We start from the raw sequence: 22676 nt of genomic DNA, 5'->3' as shown, positions 1-22676 counted from the left end.
TTTGAAAATGCGTTGGTTGTAGTTTTAAGGAAGGAAACACTCAAGAAGCTTGATTGAGTGTGAATGCATGAAGGGTGCATGGATTGCTGTTGGAAGTGCAGTTTTGAGCAAGTGGTATCAGTACCTATTTCGTTCTTTTAATTTCTGCAGAGCTTTCTTTCAGTTGACTGTGTGGATGGCCGAGTTGCTTGGCTTTCTCGCTGCCCGTTGTGCGTCGATTAGTTCAAGGTGCAAATTGGGAAGGCATGTTCATGCGCAGCTCAGCTTATAATCATTCACGGCTTTTGGTGTTTCAAAATAATGCCAGGCAGCTGTTGCAATACTTGTTTGTCTCATTGGTATGTGTTTCGACATTTACGTACGCTGAAGTGGCAGTGGATGAGGATGTTTCTCCCTGGCAGCTTTCTATCGTTGGTGCCAGCACCGGTGATGTGATTCTAAGTGGTGATGATGCGGTATTAAGCCTAGGAATTTCAGAAATTTGTGTAGCTGAAAACCAGGTTTCCGAAGATTTTTCCTCCAGTTCTAGTGAAGATCTCTCCTCGCTTGGGTTTCATAGCTTTGGTAGTGAAGCTCTATCGTTACGCAATGAGCGCGCCACTGTAACTGCCCAAACTGATCAAGTCCTGCTGGCCCCAACGGTGCTCAGCGATTCAGATGAAATTACTCTCAGTGCCCTCATTAATTCATCAACGGACGCTGGAGCCGGTACTGATTCACTCACTATCTATCTGACTGACTCTGAATATGTTGGTTATGGAGTCCAGTATCAAGGAGATGGTTCAACCGGCGTATGGGCTCTGGTTCAATTTACAGGTGCCGAGAGTCAATCCAATTTAGCTCAGGTGGCTGCAACTGATAATCATCCAACAACTGGGCAAACGGTTACTTTAAATCGTTCTGGCGATACGTTGACGGTTACTATAGGAGGAGGTGATATTGGTCTTACCTATACTGTAGGTGAGGGCATTGGTGATCTTTCTCGCTACGGCATACGTTCTACCTCACTTGGCGTTAGCGACAATAATTACCTAGATGACCTAACGCTGACTTTCTCTTCTACTGCTACTTGTCCAGCCTTGGCTGATACAGGTGAGTGGGATGATGCCTACTCTCTGCACTTTGTATATCAAGAATTGCTGCAGCAGGGAGAATTGATTGCACGTTTATCCAGTCATACCAATAGTGGATCTGGCATTGCTGGTATTGCGCTACGAAATGGCACGGAAGCAACTGATAAAGCCATTGCATTGGTAATGGACCCGTCTGATAACAGTATTGGACTTTTCACCCGATCTACGGATGATGCAGCCAATACGCTAATTACCACTGGACAAACAGGCGCCTTGCCCCAGTGGTTAAGATTGGCGCGTGATGGCGACACGATTACAGCTTATATCTCTACTGATGGAGCAAGTTGGACCCAGGTTGATAGTGTTTCGATCAGCTTTGACGATATTGTCAAGGCCGGAATTGCAGTGGCAGTTACCGGCAGTGAAGCGCAAACACTGGAATACGATAACCTTAGTGTTTTAAATGAACTATCTGGCGATATTACTTCAGATATAGAGCTTGCTGCACATCAAACCTATGTAGTGACAGGGGATGTCGATGTTAATAGTGGGGTAACTCTAACTATTAATGAAGGCGTGACAGTTCTATTTGAGGGTGATTTCACCTTTGAGGTGAACGGTAATCTCACAGCTACTGGTGAAGCAGACGCGCCCGTAATATTTACCAGTGCACAGGCCTCGCCAGCTAAAGGTGATTGGTCTGGCATTGAAGCGCAAAGTGGCGGCGCGGTGGATTTAGACCATGTGATACTGGAGTATGGGGACTACGGTCTTTATGCTGCCTCGGGCAGTACCTTCAGTGTTAGTAATAGCACCTTGCAGTACTTTGACGAAAGCGGTGTGTATGCCTACAACGCCAGTGGCTCAATCAGTAACAATACCATTCAGTATGCAGATGTTGCTGGGGTGTACTTGCAGGGTGTAGCGAATGCTACCGTTAGTGGCAACACGATCACCGATAATACTTACGGTTTTTACATTAAAGGTCTTAGCAGTAATGCGACTACCCCAATCATAACCGGCAATACCGTTACCGGTAACAGCAACTATGGTTTTTATATTGCGGGCGCAAGCGGTAATGTCACTAACCCTACGATTACCGACAATACGATTACTGGTAATAGCGGCTATGGCTTTTACTTGTACGGAGTTTTGGACGCAGATTACGATCCACAGCCAGTGATTACCGGCAATAGTATTTACAGCAACAGCAATTACGATCTTTACGCCTACTGGTACGAAACTGGTGTGGTTACTGTTAATGCCACAGGTAATTGGTGGAATACTACAGATTCGGGGTCGATAGCAGCAGAGGTCTACGATTATAACGATAGTACCTCCTACCGGCCGATAGTGGATTATCGTGGTTATCTGGATGCAGAGGGTGTAATTGCAGAGCCCAGCAATGGCTTGTTCGGGTATCTAACTGAGGATACTACCTTGGTGGCGGGCACCACTTATACTCTCTTGAGTACACTGTATGTACAAAGTGGTGTGACTCTGACGATTGAACCTGGTGCTCGCATTGAGGTGGGTGGAGAATTTAGGCTCAGGGTGTATGGCACCTTGGATGCACAGGGCAGCAGTGATAACCCCATTATATTTACCAGCGATGAAAGCACTCCCCGTGCTGGAGATTGGTATGGCATTGTAGCGCAAAGTGGCGGCACGGTGGATTTAGACCATGTGATACTGGAGTATGGGGACTACGGTCTTTACGCTGCCTCGGGCAGTACCTTCAGTGTTAGCAATAGCACCTTGCAGTACTTTGACGAAAGCGGTGTGTATGCCTACAACGCCAGTGGCTCAATCAGTAACAATACCATTCAGTATGCAGATGTTGCTGGGGTGTACTTGCAGGGTGTAGCGAATGCTACCGTTAGTGGCAACACGATCACCGATAATACTTACGGTTTTTACATTAAAGGTCTTAGCAGTAATGCGACTACCCCAACCATAACCGGCAATACCGTTACCGGTAACAGCAACTATGGTTTTTATATTGCGGGCGCAAGCGGTAATGTCACTAACCCTACGATTACCGACAATACGATTACTGGTAATAGCGGCTATGGCTTTTACTTGTACGGAGTTTTGGACGCAGATTACGATCCACAGCCAGTGATTACCGGCAATAGTATTTACAGCAACAGCAATTACGATCTTTACGCCTACTGGTACGAAACTGGTGTGGTTACTGTTAATGCCACAGGTAATTGGTGGAATACTACAGATTCGGGGTCGATAGCAGCAGAGGTCTACGATTATAACGATAGTACCTCCTACCGGCCGATAGTGGATTATCGTGGTTATCTGGATGCAGAGGGTGTAATTGCAGAGCCCAGCAATGGCTTGTTCGGGTATCTAACTGAGGATACTACCTTGGTGGCGGGCACCACTTATACTCTCTTGAGTACACTGTATGTACAAAGTGGTGTGACTCTGACGATTGAACCTGGTGCTCGCATTGAGGTGGGTGGAGAATTTAGGCTCAGGGTGTATGGCACCTTGGATGCACAGGGCAGCAGTGATAACCCCATTATATTTACCAGCGATGAAAGCACTCCCCGTGCTGGAGATTGGTATGGCATTGTAGCGCAAAGTGGCGGCACGGTGGATTTAGACCATGTGATACTGGAGTATGGGGACTACGGTCTTTATGCTGCCTCGGGCAGTACCTTCAGTGTTAGTAATAGCACCTTGCAGTACTTTGACGAAAGCGGTGTGTATGCCTACAACGCCAGTGGCTCAATCAGTAACAATACCATTCAGTATGCAGATGTTGCTGGGGTGTACTTGCAGGGTGTAGCGAATGCTACCGTTAGTGGCAACACGATCACCGATAATACTTACGGTTTTTACATTAAAGGTCTTAGCAGTAATGCGACTACCCCAATCATAACCGGCAATACCGTTACCGGTAACAGCAACTATGGTTTTTATATTGCGGGCGCAAGCGGTAATGTCACTAACCCTACGATTACCGACAATACGATTACTGGTAATAGCGGCTATGGCTTTTACTTGTACGGAGTTTTGGACGCAGATTACGATCCACAGCCAGTGATTACCGGCAATAGTATTTACAGCAACAGCAATTACGATCTTTACGCCTACTGGTACGAAACTGGTGTGGTTACTGTTAATGCCACAGGTAATTGGTGGAACACTATAGATTCGGGGTCGATAGCAGCAGAGGTCTACGATTATAGCGATAGTACCTCCTATCGGCCGATAGTGGATTATCGTGGTTATCTGGATGCAGAGGGTGTAATTGCAGAGCCCAGCAATGGCTTGTTCGGGTATCTAACTGAGGATACTACCTTGGTGGCGGGCACCACTTATACTCTCTTGAGTACACTGTATGTACAAAGTGGTGTGACTCTGACGATTGAACCTGGTGCTCGCATTGAGGTGGGTGGAGAATTTAGGCTCAGGGTGTATGGCACCTTGGATGCACAGGGCAGCAGTGATAACCCCATTATATTTACCAGCGATGAAAGCACTCCCCGTGCTGGAGATTGGTATGGCATTGTAGCGCAAAGTGGCGGCACGGTGGATTTAGACCATGTGATACTGGAGTATGGGGACTACGGTCTTTATGCTGCCTCGGGCAGTACCTTCAGTGTTAGTAATAGCACCTTGCAGTACTTTGACGAAAGCGGTGTGTATGCCTACAACGCCAGTGGCTCAATCAGTAACAATACCATTCAGTATGCAGATGTTGCTGGGGTGTACTTGCAGGGTGTAGCGAATGCTACCGTTAGTGGCAACACGATCACCGATAATACTTACGGTTTTTACATTAAAGGTCTTAGCAGTAATGCGACTACCCCAATCATAACCGGCAATACCGTTACCGGTAACAGCAACTATGGTTTTTATATTGCGGGCGCAAGCGGTAATGTCACTAACCCTACGATTACCGACAATACGATTACTGGTAATAGCGGCTATGGCTTTTACTTGTACGGCGTTTTGGACGCAGATTACGATCCACAGCCAGTGATTACCGGCAATAGTATTTACAGCAACAGCAATTACGATCTTTACGCCTACTGGTACGAAACTGGTGTGGTTACTGTTAATGCCACAGGTAATTGGTGGAATACTACAGATTCGGGGTCGATAGCAGCAGAGGTCTACGATTATAACGATAGTACCTCCTACCGGCCGATAGTGGATTATCGTGGTTATCTGGATGCAGAGGGTGTAATTGCAGAGCCCAGCAATGGCTTGTTCGGGTATCTAACTGAGGATACTACCTTGGTGGCGGGCACCACTTATACTCTCTTGAGTACACTGTATGTACAAAGTGGTGTGACTCTGACGATTGAACCTGGTGCTCGCATTGAGGTGGGTGGAGAATTTAGGCTCAGGGTGTATGGCACCTTGGATGCACAGGGCAGCAGTGATAACCCCATTATATTTACCAGCGATGAAAGCACTCCCCGTGCTGGAGATTGGTATGGCATTGTAGCGCAAAGTGGCGGCACGGTGGATTTAGACCATGTGATACTGGAGTATGGGGACTACGGTCTTTATGCTGCCTCGGGCAGTACCTTCAGTGTTAGTAATAGCACCTTGCAGTACTTTGACGAAAGCGGTGTGTATGCCTACAACGCCAGTGGCTCAATCAGTAACAATACCATTCAGTATGCAGATGTTGCTGGGGTGTACTTGCAGGGTGTAGCGAATGCTACCGTTAGTGGCAACACGATCACCGATAATACTTACGGTTTTTACATTAAAGGTCTTAGCAGTAATGCGACTACCCCAATCATAACCGGCAATACCGTTACCGGTAACAGCAACTATGGTTTTTATATTGCGGGCGCAAGCGGTAATGTCACTAACCCTACGATTACCGACAATACGATTACTGGTAATAGCGGCTATGGCTTTTACTTGTACGGAGTTTTGGACGCAGATTACGATCCACAGCCAGTGATTACCGGCAATAGTATTTACAGCAACAGCAATTACGATCTTTACGCCTACTGGTACGAAACTGGTGTGGTTACTGTTAATGCCACAGGTAATTGGTGGAACACTATAGATTCGGGGTCGATAGCAGCAGAGGTCTACGATTATAGCGATAGTACCTCCTATCGGCCGATAGTGGATTTCAATGGTTATTTAAATAATGCTAATGGAAGTCCTGTATACGATTACTTTCTTCGCTTTGATATTGACTCAGATACGAACTTGGTCGCAGGTTCCTATATTGTTGTTGATGATATCAATGTAAATAACGGTGTGAGTTTAACGCTGGAAGCTGGAGCAATATTGATATTCCCAGCCGGTCACTCACTAACAGTAGAGGGAGACTTGGTAGTTAGTGGTTCCAGTTTGCAGCCGGTGATATTTACCAGTGAGGCCCAATATCCTGTGGCTGGCGATTGGCAGGGTATCGTCGTAGCAAGTGGTGGCAGTGTCAGTATTGATAATGCTTACATCCAATATGCTGAAAATGCAGTCTCTGCGACTTCACCTTCTGCGTTCAGTGTTACCAACAGTATTATTACTGACTTTAGCGAAAGCGGGATCAGCATTAACAATTTTGCCGGTGGCACGATTACCAATAATTTGATCCAAAATACAGATTACATTGGTACCGGGCTAGCCCTGGATACTGCATCCCCAGCAGTAACTGACAATATTGTTACTGGCTTGAATTACGGTGCCTATATTACCGGGGCCTCTTCACCGAGCTTAACAGGTAATAGTTTTATCGATAATAATTATGGTATTTACCTGAATGGTTCGGGTAGTGATGCTACCAATCCAACGCCCACGATTACCGGCAATGATCTCTATGGTAATACCAATGGCAGTTTGTACCTCAATAACTATGGTAGTAGCTCGGCGGTGGTGTTGAATGTTACTGGCAACTGGTGGGGCAGTGCTGCGCCAGAATGGGGTGTGGATATTATTGGGGTTGATTCTCCAGAGACTGTTGTAGACTACAGCAGTGCCCTGGCTGCAGAGAGCCGCGTAATAACATCCAACTTAAATGGAAGTTACGAGTACTTTTCTCCGAATGGTGATGGCAACCAGGATACATTAGCCATTACTGCCACCTTGAGTTCACGTAGCAGTTGGAGTCTGGAAATCAGTAATGAATCCGGAACTGTTGTGAATACTTTCTCGGGAACCGGTACAGATATTAGTATCGATTGGGATGGTACTGATAGTAGCAGTACCGTATTGAATGATGGTCGTTATTATTTATTCTTGAAGGTAACTGATGCGGAAAATACCAGTTATCGATCGGGTGCCATTTGGGTAGAGTTGGATAACACCGCCCCCATAGCCGAAATGAGTAATGTGAATAACGGCGATACCTTATCAACTGGGACTACGACCCTAGAGATTGAAGGTAGTGCCATCGACAATTTCTTCGTTGACTACACCATGGATTACCAGTTGAGCGGTGATACCGATAATTGGGTAATCCTCGAATCTTCAACATCGGCGATAAACGAAAGCACCTTGGCTGAATGGGTGGTTAGCTCCACCGATGGTACTGTAGCGGCACCAACAAATGGTGAATACCAAATACGTTTGGAAGCCAGTGATAGGGCTGGCAATATCACCACTATTATTCGCACCGTCACCCTTGATCTACTCAGTATTACCAATATCAGCCGCAACCAAACCACGGTTAATCCAGTTGCCGGAGAGAGTCTGGTAATTAGCTTTGATTTGTCAGCCGGCGCTACTGTTACGCTGGATATTAAAGATGAGCAAAGTGAAGTGCTGATGCGCAGCGTGGTGGAAACCTTTGATAGTGCAGGTAGTTACTCCCTAAGTTGGGATGGCAAGGATGATGAAGGTAATTACGTTCAGGAAGAGGCATATACCTATTTTCTCACCGCAGTAAATGGCAGTGTGGAAGGGGTGTATGATATTGAGGATAGTGATAACACCAGTACTATCTTAGCGGGCAGTATGGATGCCACTATGAATGCAGTACAGAACGACTTTATGAAAATTGGGATCACACCCACAGCGAATATCCGTATGAACATGGAGGTAACGCCGGACGGGGGCGATACACGTGTTGTGTATGATAGTGTTCCCATGGAGGCGGGTACCCACTACTTAGTCTGGGATGGACGCACTGCAGATGGAGTGCTTACTACAGGTTCTTTTTATGCCTACGTACCTTCGCATGAAATTTTGCCCACCAACGTTGTCATTATCGACGGCGTAAATCCAAGTATCAGCGGCACACTGGACGCACCCAACATCGAAGTTAAATCCGATCCTTATTTGATGTACCACAGCTACGATCAAATCTCGAAAGTGGCTTACTTGTTGGATCAGGACTCCTACGTAACCTTCAAACTGTTACCGCCGGATATCGGTGACCCGACAGATGCCGGAGCGATCACCTTGATCGATAACCAGCTGCAAGCCGCTAATGACAGCGATGGCGCAGTAGCCACTCACGAGGTGGAGTGGACCGGTTATGAAGAGAGCGATGGCAACGCGATTATGGTCTCGGATGAAGGTGTGTACAGTTTCTGGATAGAAGCGACTTCGGCAACTACCGGAGCCAGTACCACTTACTACGGCGCATTGCAGCTGTATCAATAATGGTTAGAGCGCTAGCGGTGTTTTAGTTCACCGTTAGCGCCTAACTGACAAGTCGGCGCTAAATCAAAAAACAACCAAGAGAACAACGTGAAAGCCTTACTAAAGTCCAACGTGGTCATTGTGACTTGTGCATTGCTATGGTGTGCCTGCGTTTACGCAGAAGAGGATATTGCTTACCTGGCCCCGGGCAAACAGGGGTATTGGCAGGTATGGGTAATGGATACCCAGGGCCAACAACACCGGCAGCTCACCCACTCAGCCTTCGATAAAAACAGCCTTAGCTGGTTTCCCGATGGCAAACGTTTGCTGGTGAATGGCAGCCAGGGTGAACTGCATGAAGTAGAGCTGGCCAACGCCAAAGAATTGCCAATAACAATGCCGCTTAAAGGTTTTATTGATGCGAGCCTAGCGCCGGATGGAAAATCTGTAGTCTTTTCTCTCAGTACCTCCGACAGTGTTGACGATAACAACTTGTGGCGATTGCCATTGGATGGCAGCGACCAGCAAAAACTCACCAATATGCGTCATATGCAGCACGAACCCCGCTGGCATCCAGATGGCAAGACCGTGTATTTCTTGTCCGGGGATGGTGGCGAAGCCCACGATATCTGGGCGCTGGATTTGATTTCCGGAAGCAAGCGGCAACTGACTTTTAACAGTCTTTACAATTTTGATGTTGTCGCCGACACAAAAGGCCGATTGGTATTTTCCAGTAACCGTGCCGGTAACTACGATTTGTGGTTGCGCGAGAGCAACGGAAAACTCAAACAGCTAACCACCGATGCCGCACTGGATGCCGCCCCCAGCTGGTCCCCGAAAGGTGATGCCGTTGTATTTCAGTCTACCCGCGACGGTGCCTATAACCTGTGGAGGTTAACGCTCGATGATGGTGAGTTAACCCAGCTGACCCAATTTACCAGCGGTGCCCGTAAACCCCTATGGCGGCCACAACCCGCGCAAGGCAAATCAGTACTATGAATAAGATGTTAAAAAAAATCGGCCTCACCGCAGTATTGGCCGCTCTGGTTACGCCCTTGGCTGGCTACGGACTGTCTATTTCCGGGGTCAATATTGAATCCCGCTCTTTTGCCCCCGCCCAGGGTGAACAGTTCACACTGAATTACCATATTGATACGCAAGCCAACGTCACGATTAATATCTACGACGCTCGCGACCTGCTGATCAAAACGGAATACCGCGAACAGCTGGCGGCGGGCGATCACCAGTGGCAGTGGGACGGCACCGACCAGCAGGGGCGCCCGGTACCCGCAGAGGCTTATCACTACACCATCAATGCAAAAGCCGGTGAGCAAACTGCCGAGTACGACCTGACCGATATTACCGGTGGTGAAAGTGTCGCGGTGAACGATCTAAGTTGGAATGCGGAGCAGGGCAGTGTGGATTACACCCTGCCGCAAATGGCCCGCGTCGCAATTCGGGTGGGATTAAAAAATAACGGCCCACTGCTGAATAATATTATCGACTGGGTGCCGCGCGCGTCTGGCCAACAAAAAGAAGCCTGGGATGGACAAGATGCCTCCGGCGCCCTGAATTTAAAGGGCCACCCAGCGCTGGAATTAATTCTCAATGCCTTCGCCTTACCCCGCAATACCATTCTGGTGAGCGGAGATAAATCATCTTCTGGCGCCCGCTTTGTACAGGATATGCCGTGGGGCCAAAGCCCGCGACAAAAAAAGAAATCCCATCGCCCGCGTATTCACGCCCCAGCGCAACGGGACGCAATGAGCCGGGGAGATTTCCCGCTGGAAATTTCACTGGTGGGGGACTACCCCCAAAATAGCGAAGGCACCCCGATAGTTAGTGGCACTGTACCGGTACGTATTAATGTACAGCCGGAGCATATCGCGCAGCTGGCCTCAAAAAGATTTGAGCCGGTGTACTTTGTCGACGGACAGTACATTTATGAGAACGAAGTGGGTTACTTCCCCACCACTTATCGCTGGGACAGCCGCAACCACAACCCGGGCGAACACTATCTCACCGTGAATTTGCGCGGTTACCTGGGTAACTTTGGTATGGCCACCTTAAAAGTGGTTATTGAAAAGCCCCAAGCGGAAAGTTCAGCAAAAACTATCGCGCAAAAAGATTAACCCTAATGCGAATTAGCTATTTAGAAGGATGTGAACCATGAAGCGATCTACGGGAATAATCCAGATCCTATCCTTGGCAATCATTGCGCTTTTTGCCAGTACTGGGGCTTATGCCGCCAAGCCGAGCGCCCATATCCAGCAAGTCTCCCAAGCTGAAGCCCAAGCAGCGGTGGAGCAAAAGGATTACAAACGAGCGCGAGCGTTATACAACCGGCTACTACGACAGCAACCGCAAAATTACCCAGCCATGATTGAATTGGCCCAGCTGGAAAAGAAGTTAGGCAAGTACGAAAAAGCCAAGAAGCACGCTTCAGTGGTATTGAAACAAAATAGAACCCATCGCCAAGCCCTGCAATTGTTGGCTCAAATTGCCATTCAGCAGCAACAGTGGGTAGAAGCGGAAACCTATTTCAGCCGCCTAATAAAAAACCACCCGGAACACGGCCACGCCTATCTTGGCCTAGCCCAGGCTTACCAAGCGCAGGGCAAGGATGAGCAGGAACAAACCGCTTTGAAAGATTATCGCCTGTGGCGTGCCGCACAATAATATCGTCTGATTTGTACTGAATAAGAATCACACTCCTGGCCAGTAGTTGGGGGATAGGGAATACCCATGAGCAGTTTTGCCAACAAAATATTAAAAACACCGCTAAAAGCCCTCGCTGGATTTAGCAAAACCTTGGAAGGCGCCCGGCGCGTTTGCGCAAGCGCAGGCTCCATTCGTCCGCCTATAGCCTCAGCGCTATTGGCTTTAACCCTGGCCATCGCCGCCAGCCCCGGTCATGCTCACACTTTCGGTGGAGGTACCGGCTCTAACAGTGATGATAGTGGAGGTGGTGACAGTGGTGATGGAGGAGGCTGCCCAGAAGAGTCTGTCGAAGGGGGAACAGTCGTACTCTACAGCGGCCAGGAACGCCACAAAGAAACCGATATGGTGGTCAACGGCAGCTACCCGATTCAAATTATACGGAAATACAACAACCAATCGGATTACGATAGTGCCCTGGGCTATGGCTGGGCCTTCGATCACGACTACCGGTTGTATGAATACCCCGATGATAAAGTCATTATTCGCTACTGCGCCGGGCACCGTGCCGAGTTTGTTTATAGTGGCGGTGCCTATGTAAGCGATGTGGCTGGGCTGCGTGGAACCCTGAGTGAAGATAGCGATGGTACCTACACCTTTGCCCACAATAATGGACGTAAAGATTACTACGATGCTGAAGGCCGACTGACAGCACGGGAAAATAAAAACGGTCAGCGCCTGGAGTTTACTTACAGCAGTGAACGCTTTCCTATCGTCGGTACTTCTCTTTATTCCGTCGATCCCTCTAAGCCGATGACGGTGGCCTATAGCTACCAGTTGCAAAAAATTGAAGAGCGCCTGGCAGATGGCAGCCTGAGTGGCAACTACGTTAGCTTCAGTTACGATAGCGACACCGGCCGTGTTACCCAAGCGGTGGACCACACCGGCCGCACTATTGTTTATAGCCACGATACGCTGGATGATAGTGAAGGTAATGCCCTAACTTCAGGCAACCTGATTAAAGTCACCGGCCTGGAAGGGCTGGTATCCACTTATAAATACGAAGATAGCAACGACGGCCACAATCTAACCTACTTCCAGGTGGGTGAAAATGCTACTCCCTATGAGGAAACTTACGATACTGAAGATCGAGTAATCAAAGAGGTCTACGGCAATCTAACCTTTGAGTTTGACTATATCACCGAGGGTTATGAAACCGAAGTCACTACTACTATTACCGATGCTGATGGTAATAACCCCTATACCACCACCGAGCGCTACGTATTTAACGAAGACGGCCGTACGGTGGAGTATGAGGACCAGGCGGGCTATCTCACGGTAAAAACCCGCGATGCCAACAACAATGTTACCCGTGAAGAACGTTATGGCCTGGCCGATGACAATGGTGATCGGACACTGGCCCGGGCTATTGATTACACCTACAACACTGATAACCGTCGCCTAAGCAAGGCAGTTAACCTGGCTAGTGGTGAAATCATTACTACCAGTTGGACTTATGAGGGTGGACGGATAGCCAGTGAAGAGATAGTTTCCACTGCTGATGCCACCACTGTGTTCCGCACCGAATATACCTTTAATTATGATAGCGATGGTAATCCCCAGACCCTGGCCAGCATCAAACAATTAAAGGCTGATGGAAGCTACCAAACCACCGGCTTTACCTATAATACCCGCAACCAGCTTACAGTGACTACCTACGCGGATGGTAGCCAGTATGTGCTGGAATATGAGGAAGATAGCCTCTACCCTACTAAAGAGTATTGGAAAGACAGCAATGGCAACAGCCTGACTACTGGGGTGCAACGCTACACCTATGACCAAGTGGGCAATCGTCTAACTGCTACTGATGCCATGGGCAACACCACCAGCTTCGCCTACGACGATAAAAACCGCCCAGTGCAGGTTACCAACCCCCTAAACGAGGAAACCCACTACACCTACGTGGATAATGACTTAGTGCAAGTGGAAATGGGGAGAGCTACAGACAGTTTGAGTGGTGAAGTTTCTTCCGGGCAGATCATTCTGTTCAAGTACGATGGAAAACGCAGGCTTACCAGCATCGATCGTCAGGATAGTACCGGTGCCAACTCCACTTACCAAACTTATACTTACGATAGCCGTGGGCAACGCTTAAGTACTACGGATGCATTGGGTAATACTATTACCTTTAGTTATGATGTGCACGGTAACCTAGCCAGTATTACTGATCCGAAAGGTAGTGTGGTCAATCATAGTTATGATGCCTTTGGCAATGTAGTTAGTACCACCGATTCGTTAAATCGTGTCATTCTGTACACTTATGATGAAGTGAATCGTTTAACCAGAGCCGAACAGCAAGGAATAACCCCCAGTCTGGTTACATCCTTTAGTTACGATGCTAGTAACAATCTCCTGTCAGTCACTGACCCGAAAAGTAATACAACTAGTTATACCTATGATCGGTTGGGCCGCATGATCGCAGAAACCCGCCCTGGTGGGGAAGCTATTAACTACGACTACGATAGCCGCGGCCGCCTCACTATTAAATCCGGTACTCGTGGCCAAGTGTTGGTATATAGCTATGAAGATTGGGGTGGATTAGTAAGCATTGAACATTTTGGAAGCGCTACAGATCATGCGAACAGTAATATTGAGCGTACCCAGAGTTTTACCTACAATGATAATGGTCAACTGACGCAAGCTATTGATACAGCGATACAAAGCTCCGCACTTTATACAAATATTTACGACGCATTAAATCGTATATCCCAAACCACCAGCCATTATATACCTGGTGGGGATAGAGTTCTTAACTACACTTACAACTCTCTGGGTAAGTTGAGTAGGCTCAGTCTTGATAATACTGCCGAGCTAGGTGGCGTGCTAACCAATCATAGCTTTAATTATGATGACTACGCTCGCTTATCTAGTGTCACTTTGGCAGGCCAGACTCATTCATTGGCTTTTGATGAAGCTGATCGTTGGGTTAACCTTAATTATGCATCTGGAGTTCGCCGCACCAATACCTACAATACCGATGGTACTTTATCAGGTTCCACTGTTACTAATTCCTCTAATATCGTCTTGGAGTCCTTGGGCTTCAGTTTTGATGCGGTAAAAAATATCATTGAATATAATGACAATGATGGCACCCAATTGTTTTCTTATGATGGAGTAGATCGACTAACCAGGGCCGACTATCCAGATAATACTGCCTTTACCGATGAGGTCTTTGCCTACGATGGGGTAGGAAATCGAGAGGATCCGAGTGATAGCACGGCCTACGAATACAACAGTAACAATCAATTGATCAGCCAAAACAATAACACTTTGATCCGTGCCTATGATGATGATGGTAACTTAACGTCTATTACCGGGACGGAAAATAAAATATTTACTTACGACCTAGATAATCGCCTTACAGGCTACAGTGAGGCCTCCACCACCGCGAGTTATGGTTATGATGTTAGTGGCAGGAGGCTCTTTAAAACTATTGATGGTATCACCACCTGGTTTTTATGGAATGGCACCCAGCTAATAGCAGAGTTTGAAGAGAGTGATGGCACTGCGAGTCTTACCCAACGCTACGATTATTTACCGAACGCTTATGCCCCGCTTCAGGTTGCAGATACTAACGGAACTTATGTAGTGTACAGTGACCATCTGGATACGCCACGACTGTTGATCAATAGTGATGAGGAAATTATTTGGCGCAGTACTCGTAGTGTCTTTGGGGAAACTGTTGTTGATAATGATGTAGATGGGAATGGACAAGGAATCGTATTCAATGTGCGCTTTCCTGGGCAGTATTACGATGAGGAAAGTGGTCTAAATTATAACTATTATCGAGATTATGACCCCAGTTTGGGGCGATATTTACAGAGTGACCCAATTGGCTTAACTGGTGGAATCAATCTATATAGTTATGTTAATCAGAACCCACTTGCTGGATTTGATCCTACAGGTCTTTATCCAATACCCACTGAGCTACCAGATAACTGTTGGGTAGTTATTGTTAGTTCCTATCTCAGCAGTGATACTGAAATCACACATGGGCCTATTACACTGAAAGAAACTGCTCTTTTAGCGTATAGAAGAGGTAAGCAATCTATTTTGGTTTCAAAAACCCTGAAAAGCGCTTATAAACTTCCAAAGCCAAACTTAAATATGGCTCTTTTATCAATAAAGGTTTGGGAGCAAACTAATACTTGGGAAACCATTGTATATGCAAATTACAATTATGGGATATTGTGCACCGAAGAAGATGAGTGTGGGAATGAAGAAATTCACGAAGATTGGGGGATGTCTCACAAAGAAGAGATAAGAAGAAAAACGAAAACCAAAACGTATGAATGGTCAGAATATGATAAAGTTATAGATATATAACTCGGGTAAAGCTTTATTCAAGTTAAGTAAGGTCGATATTCATAGCTATTTCTAATATGTATGGAGAGAGGTGATTTCCATGTGTATTTGATTGTTTGTCACTTGAAATTAGATTTTTCATGTTGGCTATATGTATGATCATTGTCTAGTGATGGAGAGTAATTTCTTGAACGAGAAAGTACGCAACAGTTATGTACCATGATGAGGCCAAAGAGATTAATCAATATTATTCTTGGTAATACGCAGAAAAATATCGGTAGGGAGCTTGACGTTTGCTTTGAGAGGATAGCAGTACGCCCAAGCGCTCGAAGCCTACTTTTTAGAATTGAGGATGGCGACGCAAAACTAAGCCGTATCAGGGACGAGGATGTACTCAGAGATAGCTTGTGTCGAGCATGCTTGGTTTGAGCGGAAGTCAGTTGAGCAGGTGGAGCCTAGATGCCAACATAAAAAACTTATGCGTACTTTGCGAAGAACCTGAAATACATCATGCCTCCATGCGAAAATAGAGGAAAAAATTTATTGATAGGCAATAGTGTGGATTTCGATTGTATCCTACGTTGATTTTAGTGAGATTCTAGGACAGCCAAAGAAGGGAGGATGGAGCCAGTAACAAAACCGACTCCCTCTCTGGTGGCTCTTTCTCTTTGATTAAGAGGTAAAGAAGGCGAAATGCTGGGAATTAGCAGATTCTAGGACAGCCAAAGAAGGGAGGATGGAGCCAGTAACAAAACTGACTCCCTCTCTGGCGGCTCTTTCTCTTTGATTAAGAGGTAAAGGAGACGAAATGCTAGCTACTGCTACTGCTACTGCTACTGCTACTGCTACTGCTGAAGCTTATTTTGATTCGTTTGATGAAGCTAAAATGGAGCTGATGTGCCTTATTGCTAAAGGATCATAATGCTTTGAGTATTAATATTAGTTTCAAAAGAAAAGTTAAGGCCGTATTGACGTTTGTTTGTGTTATGGTCGTGTACTGGCAGGTTGTTGATTATATTTTTGAGGATAGCAACCCTCCACTAGAAACATTCTCATATCAAAAGAGGGATGCGGAAAAATTACAGCAATTGTGCTTGTCTTTGAACTCAACTTACGATGAAAATAGGATAGATAACTCTCTTGATTTAAGTGTTAGAAAGTTTTCATCTGAATCGAGAGATGGGAGACGGCTTTTTTATTGGGTTCCGGAAGCCCCAGAATTTTTAGCAGTTCCAGAGAAAAATTATTGCCGGGTCATTCTTGATCGTACGGGATATGTTTTGAAGGCTGAGTTCACCAAATGAGAGACTATATTGATAGCTAGCCCAATCAAGTAGTCTAGCTGACTCTTCCCTGAAAGGCAGGTAAATCTAGGCTTCCGAAGATAAGGATGTTTGATTTTTTACTGTTCCCTGCCTATCAAGGGTTACTCTGAATAGAGTCTTGGAGCAGTGTTCATGTATTTAAAGTTCTAACCGACTGAGTAAAACGGGAAGAGTGTTAAATTACTCAGGTGGTAGATAAACATTCACGGTCTCCGCAATTGACTGCGATTTTTCTTTCCCAAATAAACAAGTGACAAGTTCAAAAGCGAACTCTATAGCGGTACCGGGCGATTGGCTGGTGACTAAATTCCGGTCGATCACTACTCTTTGATCACTGGTTTCCTTCACATATTGACTAAGTTCGCCGCGAAACGTCTTGTAACAAGTGGCCGTAAAATTGGTTATCAGCCCCTGCCGCCCAAGAACGATCACTGGAGCGGTACAAATTGCTCCTAGCCAGCGACCCGATTCAAGTTGCTTTTGGATAAGCTTTATTAGGGGGGCTGAGCTATACATTCGCTCGGCACCTTCCTTGCCGCCTGGTAGGGCTATTAGATCCCACGTGGAGTCCAAGCAATCCTCTATGGAGTAGGGGGCTTCAATAACAAGATTGCGTAGGGTAGTTATACGTCTACTCGGCATAATCGATGCCAGTGCCAGCTCTGCACCCGTTCGGCCCAAAATGTCGTAGATGGCAATGGTTTCTATATCCTCGTTACCATCAGCGACGGGAATCAGTATTTTGGGCACGGTTGCAGTTCCAAACGATGGGGTTAACCTATTTATAGGCTTTCTGGGCTAATCCTACCTCTTTGAGCTGGCCTATAACCGTGGTTGAGGGCTTAGATCATTCTCCTGTGAGGCTTACCCCGAATATGTTGCACCAGATGTGCCCTTTCAACTTTGTGTTCTCAATGCTCTTAAGTGCTTGTGCTGGCGGTCATGTCCAATACGTTGAACTTGGTAATATCTTTTCCATTAATCGGTTTGTCGCCACCGGTTAGGGCACCTAGGATATCGGCGGAGCGGCTCTTTTCCTGATTTGTAGGATCCATCGGTGTCTGACAAAGGGGCGCTAAATATGCTGGCTGGTGGCGATGTATCTGGATCGGATAGTGGGTCAGGCTCATACGAAGCGGTTAGCTCAGCAGTGCAACTGCGCTTAACGGCAGGACCGTTCAGGATCTTTGCCGATATTCAGACCGTGAACCGCCACATCGGAGGCCGCTAAAATTGAGGCGCTCAGGCAATTGTGAGCCTTAGTGTCACTCCCTTTTTCCTACTCATAATTCCGCTGGTCTAGCTAATACCTTTAGCAGCGGAAGCCAAACCAAGGGCTTGGCTGCGCAGTGTAGCTGTAGGCAGAGGGATTCAGGCTAAAAGTAGTTAGTTGTGATTATTTATAATGTATTCGAGGTGTCTTGAATCAGTACCGCAGCAGCCGCCCAATATATTGAATCCGTGATTCTGATTTAAGTGGAGCATAAGGTTGCCCCATTCGAATATGCTGTCGGAGTGCGTCGATTCGCTATTTTCTAGCTCATTGTGCGTTAGTGATGAAGCATTGGCTTGTATGCCGATTAGCCTGTTAGGTAATTGATTTGAAGCGTCTAGAAAAGATGGATGAGAACAGTTAATAAAGTACCCAGAAGGTTTAGGTGAAACCTGATAGTCAATATGTGAAATTGCTTCTTGAATGGTATGGCCATCTAGAAGGCGGCCATCTGAGCCAATGACGAAGCTAATAAAATATGGCTTTGAGTGGTTTGACATTAGAGATGCAATTCCAAGTGCCTCTGGTACAGCTGGTAGGGTTACTCCCATGAGGTAGTCAGCATTAGAGGCTCCGAGCTTATCAATTTGCCAACGATGATAAGAAAGAGATTCTTTGTAAGTTAGGCCTTGCTCTGGTTTGTAGCAGTCATTTTTACAGCCGACTAGGCCTCCTACATATACATTTCCTTCTTTTGGCAAGATATTCGAAAGAAAATTAACAGCGTCTTCATTGATAGACGTAGGTGCCTTGGCTAGAGAAACTCTCTCTGAGCTGGCCCTCCATGTGGGAGTTGCAAGCAAAAGAGGGAGTTTTGCATCAATTGCAAGCTTTATGTATTCACTGTAGATTCGTTTAAGGCTTTCAGCACCAGCTTTGCTATAGATTAATTTAGCATGGTCGACATGGCTGCAAAGGCTTATATCTTTGTTACGCCTGACTCTTTCGAGTATGGCCGCTTCAGTAAGAATCAACTTTTCTGAAAGAATTCCTTGCATGATGCTCCTCAGTGTAAGCTGTCGGACGCCGAAGGCGCGAAGTGAATTGACTTGTTATGAATTACCGCGCACCTTGCTTTTTACTCCAGTTAGCTCCAAGGGGGCGAGATACATTTTCGAAGTTTTTAATATAGCTGAAGTGGCTAAAGGAGCCACCAAAAATGTCACCACTACAAAGCCAATTAGATTAAATCTTGCATCTTCTAGAAGCGTTAGAGCCGCTTGAAGTATCAAAAAATATAGGAAGCCCGCTCCAATAATCTGCACAAATTTGAACCAGCCACGAACCTTAAAGATAGATACACAGTTCCGGCAGATAAAAGTTGTCGAGAACAATGGAATTTCCAGAGCCCTTCTCTTACACTCTGAGCAAGTTCGTTTAAGTACTCGTAATTTCAATGGATTCATAACAGTGCTAGCTTACCTTGTGCGCACTTTTTGTGAAAAGTGTACAAGATGAGCCGTCCCGCAAGGGGCCAAAGGCCCGTAGTAACCTGCTTGTATTTGTTAAGCATGGTTTTCCTCGATCATTCTACGGAGTGAATGGCTACCAGGCTCTTCACCCCACTCTTTGAGTAAAAAACTATTACATTTATCCCATTCAGCCTGCACACCTTGCACCGAAAACGACTGGTCTTGATAAGAAGCTGAACCGCCAAATTTACTAATAATGTTTGATGATAATTCTAACGCTAGCAACTGATCTGAGCTTGGACGAGTTGCCAATGGATAAAAAATATGAATTTCATCGAAGTTATCTTGCGCATCTACCTCACTGCCTTCTTTGAATAGGTGGAGGTGCAAAACTGAATCCGATTGCCAAATTTCACTTGAATTTGCATCAAAACTATAAACATCGTAATGAAGAGTAGCCCCTAGTTCACGAAGCAATCTATTGCCTTTTCCGGCATCAATTGATTCAGGTAACTTAACAACTATTTTTTTTACTTCGTGCAATTCTCCCCACATAGGGCAATGCCTCCTGGATGCTTAAAGTTATGAACAAGGGCAACCGAAAAGAGCGTAGGTTGTCCAGCCCGGCCTCCGGCTGAGCGATCTTGCCTGGCCTGGGTATACCTGGCGCTCTCTGAACGACCTGCTTACTTTCTGCTAGCCACCGATGGGTGGTAACTGTCCAATAATTTTGCAGAGAAATACCATATTCCCCCCACCAATTAGCTCTTTCATTGGCACTCCGCAACGGGCTAGCGGAGTTGCAGGACCTACTATTTACTTATTTTCCAGCCGAGTAAACAGAAATAAACCTGTATTTGTAAAGCTCCACTCCTTCAGAGGAACAGCTAACGTCTTGGGTTACTTTCTTCATATTTGCATTTTCTGACACACTTAATACTGAATATTGGGGGTTGACGAAATAGCCTTCGGGTTTATCTAGGTGAAATGAGAACTCAAAATACTTACTAGGCTCTTTTGCTACGCCCTCTAAATTGATTGATGTTGCAGGCTTAGAGTCCCAATACTTACAATCGATTTTTTGATTTGGCTTAGCATCCTTGTAGTCAAATGAGTATCCGTACCAAGTACATTTGTATTCATTTCCATTTGAAATGCATGAACTTTGACCTGTGATTTTAATTTCCTCTTGCGCAAAACAAACCCAGCCCATGTCATCTTTATTAATCCCACACATCAGTCCTGACTTGAAATTACTTATCTCAATCGCTTGAATAGGAATTGAGATAAAAGCAAGCAAGCAAAAAAGTAAATTCTTCATGATTCCTCTTGGAATATAATGTCCAGAGCAGCATAGCGCGTCCGAAGCCTCCCCCGGCGTTGCCAGGGGACAGTCACTCGACTTAGCCTCGAATACGCCGCACCCGAAATTTACGTCCTTTCAACTTGCCGTTTTCTATTTTCTTCAGTGCTTGTGATGCCACATTGCGTTTAATCGCAACATAGGCGGTCATGTCCAGTACGTTGATCTTGCCAACATCTCTACCGTCAATCGGGCGATCACCTCCGGTTAGGGCTCCCAGGATATCGCCGGGGCGGACCTTTTGCTTCTTGCCGCCATCGATCTGCAGGGTAGCCATCGGTGCCTGGAAAGGGGGTTCGCTTAATATGCTGGCGGGTGGTGGTGTATCTGGATCGGATAGTGGGTCCTGGGTTAGGTCCATACGAACCAGTTTGTGGCCTTCCTTCTCGGCAAAAAAGGAGTAAGCGCAACCGCGCTCACCGGCACGGCCGGTCCGTCCGATGCGGTGGGTGTGCACTTCCGGGTCTTTGGCGATATGAAAATTGATAACCGCATCCAGCTTGTCGATATCAAGACCTCGTGCAGCCACATCAGTGGCCACCAGAATTGAAGCGCTGCCATTGGCAAATCGAATCAGGGTTTCATTGCGCTGGCGCTGCTCCATATCACCATGCAGGGCGAGGACATTGAAGCCAGCTTGTTTCAGGTCATCGGCCACTTCATCGGTTTCGCGTTTGGTGTTGCAGAAAACCAGGGTATTGACGGGTTTGTCATTGAGCAGGACACGCCGTGTCATCTCCAGGCGATCCTCGAAACTCTCAGTTCTGTAAAAGCGTTGTTCGATCACCTCGTCACTATGGGCAGAGTCAATTTTAACCATCACCGGTTTTTGCATCACTCGGGTGCTGAGCTTTTCAATTTCATTGGGATAGGTAGCGCTGAATAGTAACGACTGCCGCCCAGTTGGCACCTGCGCCAGAATAGTGTCGATAACGTCCTGGAATCCCATATCGAGCATTCGGTCGGCTTCGTCAAAGACCAGCGTATCGACATGCTCTAAGGAGAGTGTTCCTTTGCGCAGGTGTTCTTCGATACGTCCTGGAGTACCAACGATGATATGGGCTCCATGGGCCAGGGAGCCGATTTGAGGGCCGAAAGGCATGCCGCCGCAGAGAGTCAGAATCTTAATGTTGTGAATTGCCCGTGCCAGTCGGCGCAGTTCCTGCGCAACCTGGTCCGCCAATTCCCGTGTTGGGCACAGAATCAGCGATTGAATCCGAAAGCGGCTGACATTGAGCCGATGCAGCACCCCCAAACCGAAGGCGGCCGTTTTACCGGAACCGGTTTTTGCCTTGGCGATAACGTCCTTGCCGTCAAGAATGATCGGAAGCGTTTTGGCCTGAACCTCGGTCATGGACTTGTAGTTGAGTGACGCCAGGTTTTTCAGCAGGGCGGGGTTTAGGGGAAGATCGGAAAAAGGTGCAGTCAAGGTGAATCCTGGAGTCGTTAAATGTCAAATACGCGTATTACACAAGCAGTAGGGAAAGTGATCGTCACCTACTTAGCCTTTGTGATCGCTGCAATTTTGCAGTTTGTGCGATACAAAATCTGTATGGAATTTTAACAGTTAACCCTGAAGAAACCTATGAATCACCTTGTTCCCATCATAGTCTCTTCTATTCA

General features: G+C 46.6%; 13 protein-coding genes. 7 read left to right on the top strand and 6 right to left on the bottom strand.

Annotated features, from left to right (window positions below):
* Positions 1-251: 251 nt before the first annotated feature.
* From ACJJIE_RS06325 to ACJJIE_RS06300, 6 genes are all read left to right on the top strand, one after another.
* Positions 252-8678 (top strand): right-handed parallel beta-helix repeat-containing protein, encoded by an 8427-nt coding sequence (locus ACJJIE_RS06325; protein ID WP_444893972.1) that lies wholly within the window; start codon positions 252-254, stop codon positions 8676-8678.
* Between the two features lie 87 nt (positions 8679-8765).
* Positions 8766-9656, top strand: a complete 891-nt coding sequence (locus ACJJIE_RS06320) for a TolB family protein (RefSeq protein WP_444893971.1) — start codon at positions 8766-8768, stop codon at positions 9654-9656.
* Positions 9653-10789, top strand: coding sequence for a FlgD immunoglobulin-like domain containing protein (locus ACJJIE_RS06315; protein WP_444893970.1), 1137 nt, complete (start codon positions 9653-9655; stop codon positions 10787-10789). The genes ACJJIE_RS06320 and ACJJIE_RS06315 overlap by 4 nt, the downstream gene beginning before the upstream one ends.
* A gap of 37 nt (positions 10790-10826) precedes the next feature.
* Entirely contained in the window at positions 10827-11336 is a 510-nt protein-coding gene (locus tag ACJJIE_RS06310) for a tetratricopeptide repeat protein (RefSeq protein WP_444893969.1), read from the top strand.
* Positions 11337-11402: 66 nt separating this feature from the next.
* Positions 11403-15701, top strand: a complete 4299-nt coding sequence (locus tag ACJJIE_RS06305) for an RHS repeat-associated core domain-containing protein (protein WP_444893968.1) — start codon at positions 11403-11405, stop codon at positions 15699-15701.
* A 905-nt stretch (positions 15702-16606) separates the two neighbouring features.
* Positions 16607-16984: a hypothetical protein gene (locus ACJJIE_RS06300; RefSeq protein ID WP_444893967.1), complete on the top strand. Its 378-nt coding sequence runs from the start codon at positions 16607-16609 to the stop codon at positions 16982-16984.
* 201 nt (positions 16985-17185) lie between these two features.
* Here ACJJIE_RS06300 and ACJJIE_RS06295 read toward each other — a convergent pair whose 3' ends face one another.
* Positions 17186-17755, bottom strand: coding sequence for a DJ-1 family glyoxalase III (locus ACJJIE_RS06295; protein ID WP_444893966.1), 570 nt, complete (start codon positions 17753-17755; stop codon positions 17186-17188).
* Positions 17756-17925: 170 nt separating this feature from the next.
* A complete protein-coding gene (locus tag ACJJIE_RS06290; protein WP_444893965.1) occupies positions 17926-18060 on the bottom strand; it encodes a hypothetical protein in 135 nt (44 codons plus the stop codon).
* 2 nt (positions 18061-18062) lie between these two features.
* Between ACJJIE_RS06290 and ACJJIE_RS06285 the strand changes: the two genes are divergently transcribed.
* On the top strand, positions 18063-18236 hold the full coding sequence (locus tag ACJJIE_RS06285) for a hypothetical protein (protein WP_444893964.1): 174 nt from the start codon (positions 18063-18065) through the stop codon (positions 18234-18236).
* A gap of 155 nt (positions 18237-18391) precedes the next feature.
* Here the strand turns inward: ACJJIE_RS06285 and ACJJIE_RS06280 are convergent, their stop codons facing one another.
* The 4 genes from ACJJIE_RS06280 to dbpA form a co-directional block, all read right to left on the bottom strand.
* Positions 18392-19276: a homocysteine S-methyltransferase family protein gene (locus ACJJIE_RS06280; RefSeq protein WP_444893963.1), complete on the bottom strand. Its 885-nt coding sequence runs from the start codon at positions 19274-19276 to the stop codon at positions 18392-18394.
* A gap of 507 nt (positions 19277-19783) precedes the next feature.
* Entirely contained in the window at positions 19784-20245 is a 462-nt protein-coding gene (locus tag ACJJIE_RS06275) for a hypothetical protein (protein WP_444893962.1), read from the bottom strand.
* Between the two features lie 265 nt (positions 20246-20510).
* On the bottom strand, positions 20511-21011 hold the full coding sequence (locus ACJJIE_RS06270) for a hypothetical protein (RefSeq protein ID WP_444893961.1): 501 nt from the start codon (positions 21009-21011) through the stop codon (positions 20511-20513).
* Between the two features lie 82 nt (positions 21012-21093).
* Positions 21094-22482 (bottom strand): ATP-dependent RNA helicase DbpA, encoded by a 1389-nt coding sequence (dbpA, locus tag ACJJIE_RS06265; RefSeq protein ID WP_444893960.1) that lies wholly within the window; start codon positions 22480-22482, stop codon positions 21094-21096.
* Positions 22483-22676: the final 194 nt, after the last annotated feature.

This window comes from Microbulbifer maximicatervae (SeqCode), from assembly GCF_052467325.1.
Note: the sequence above shows the minus strand (reverse complement) of the source record. Positions and strands in the feature narration are given on the sequence as shown.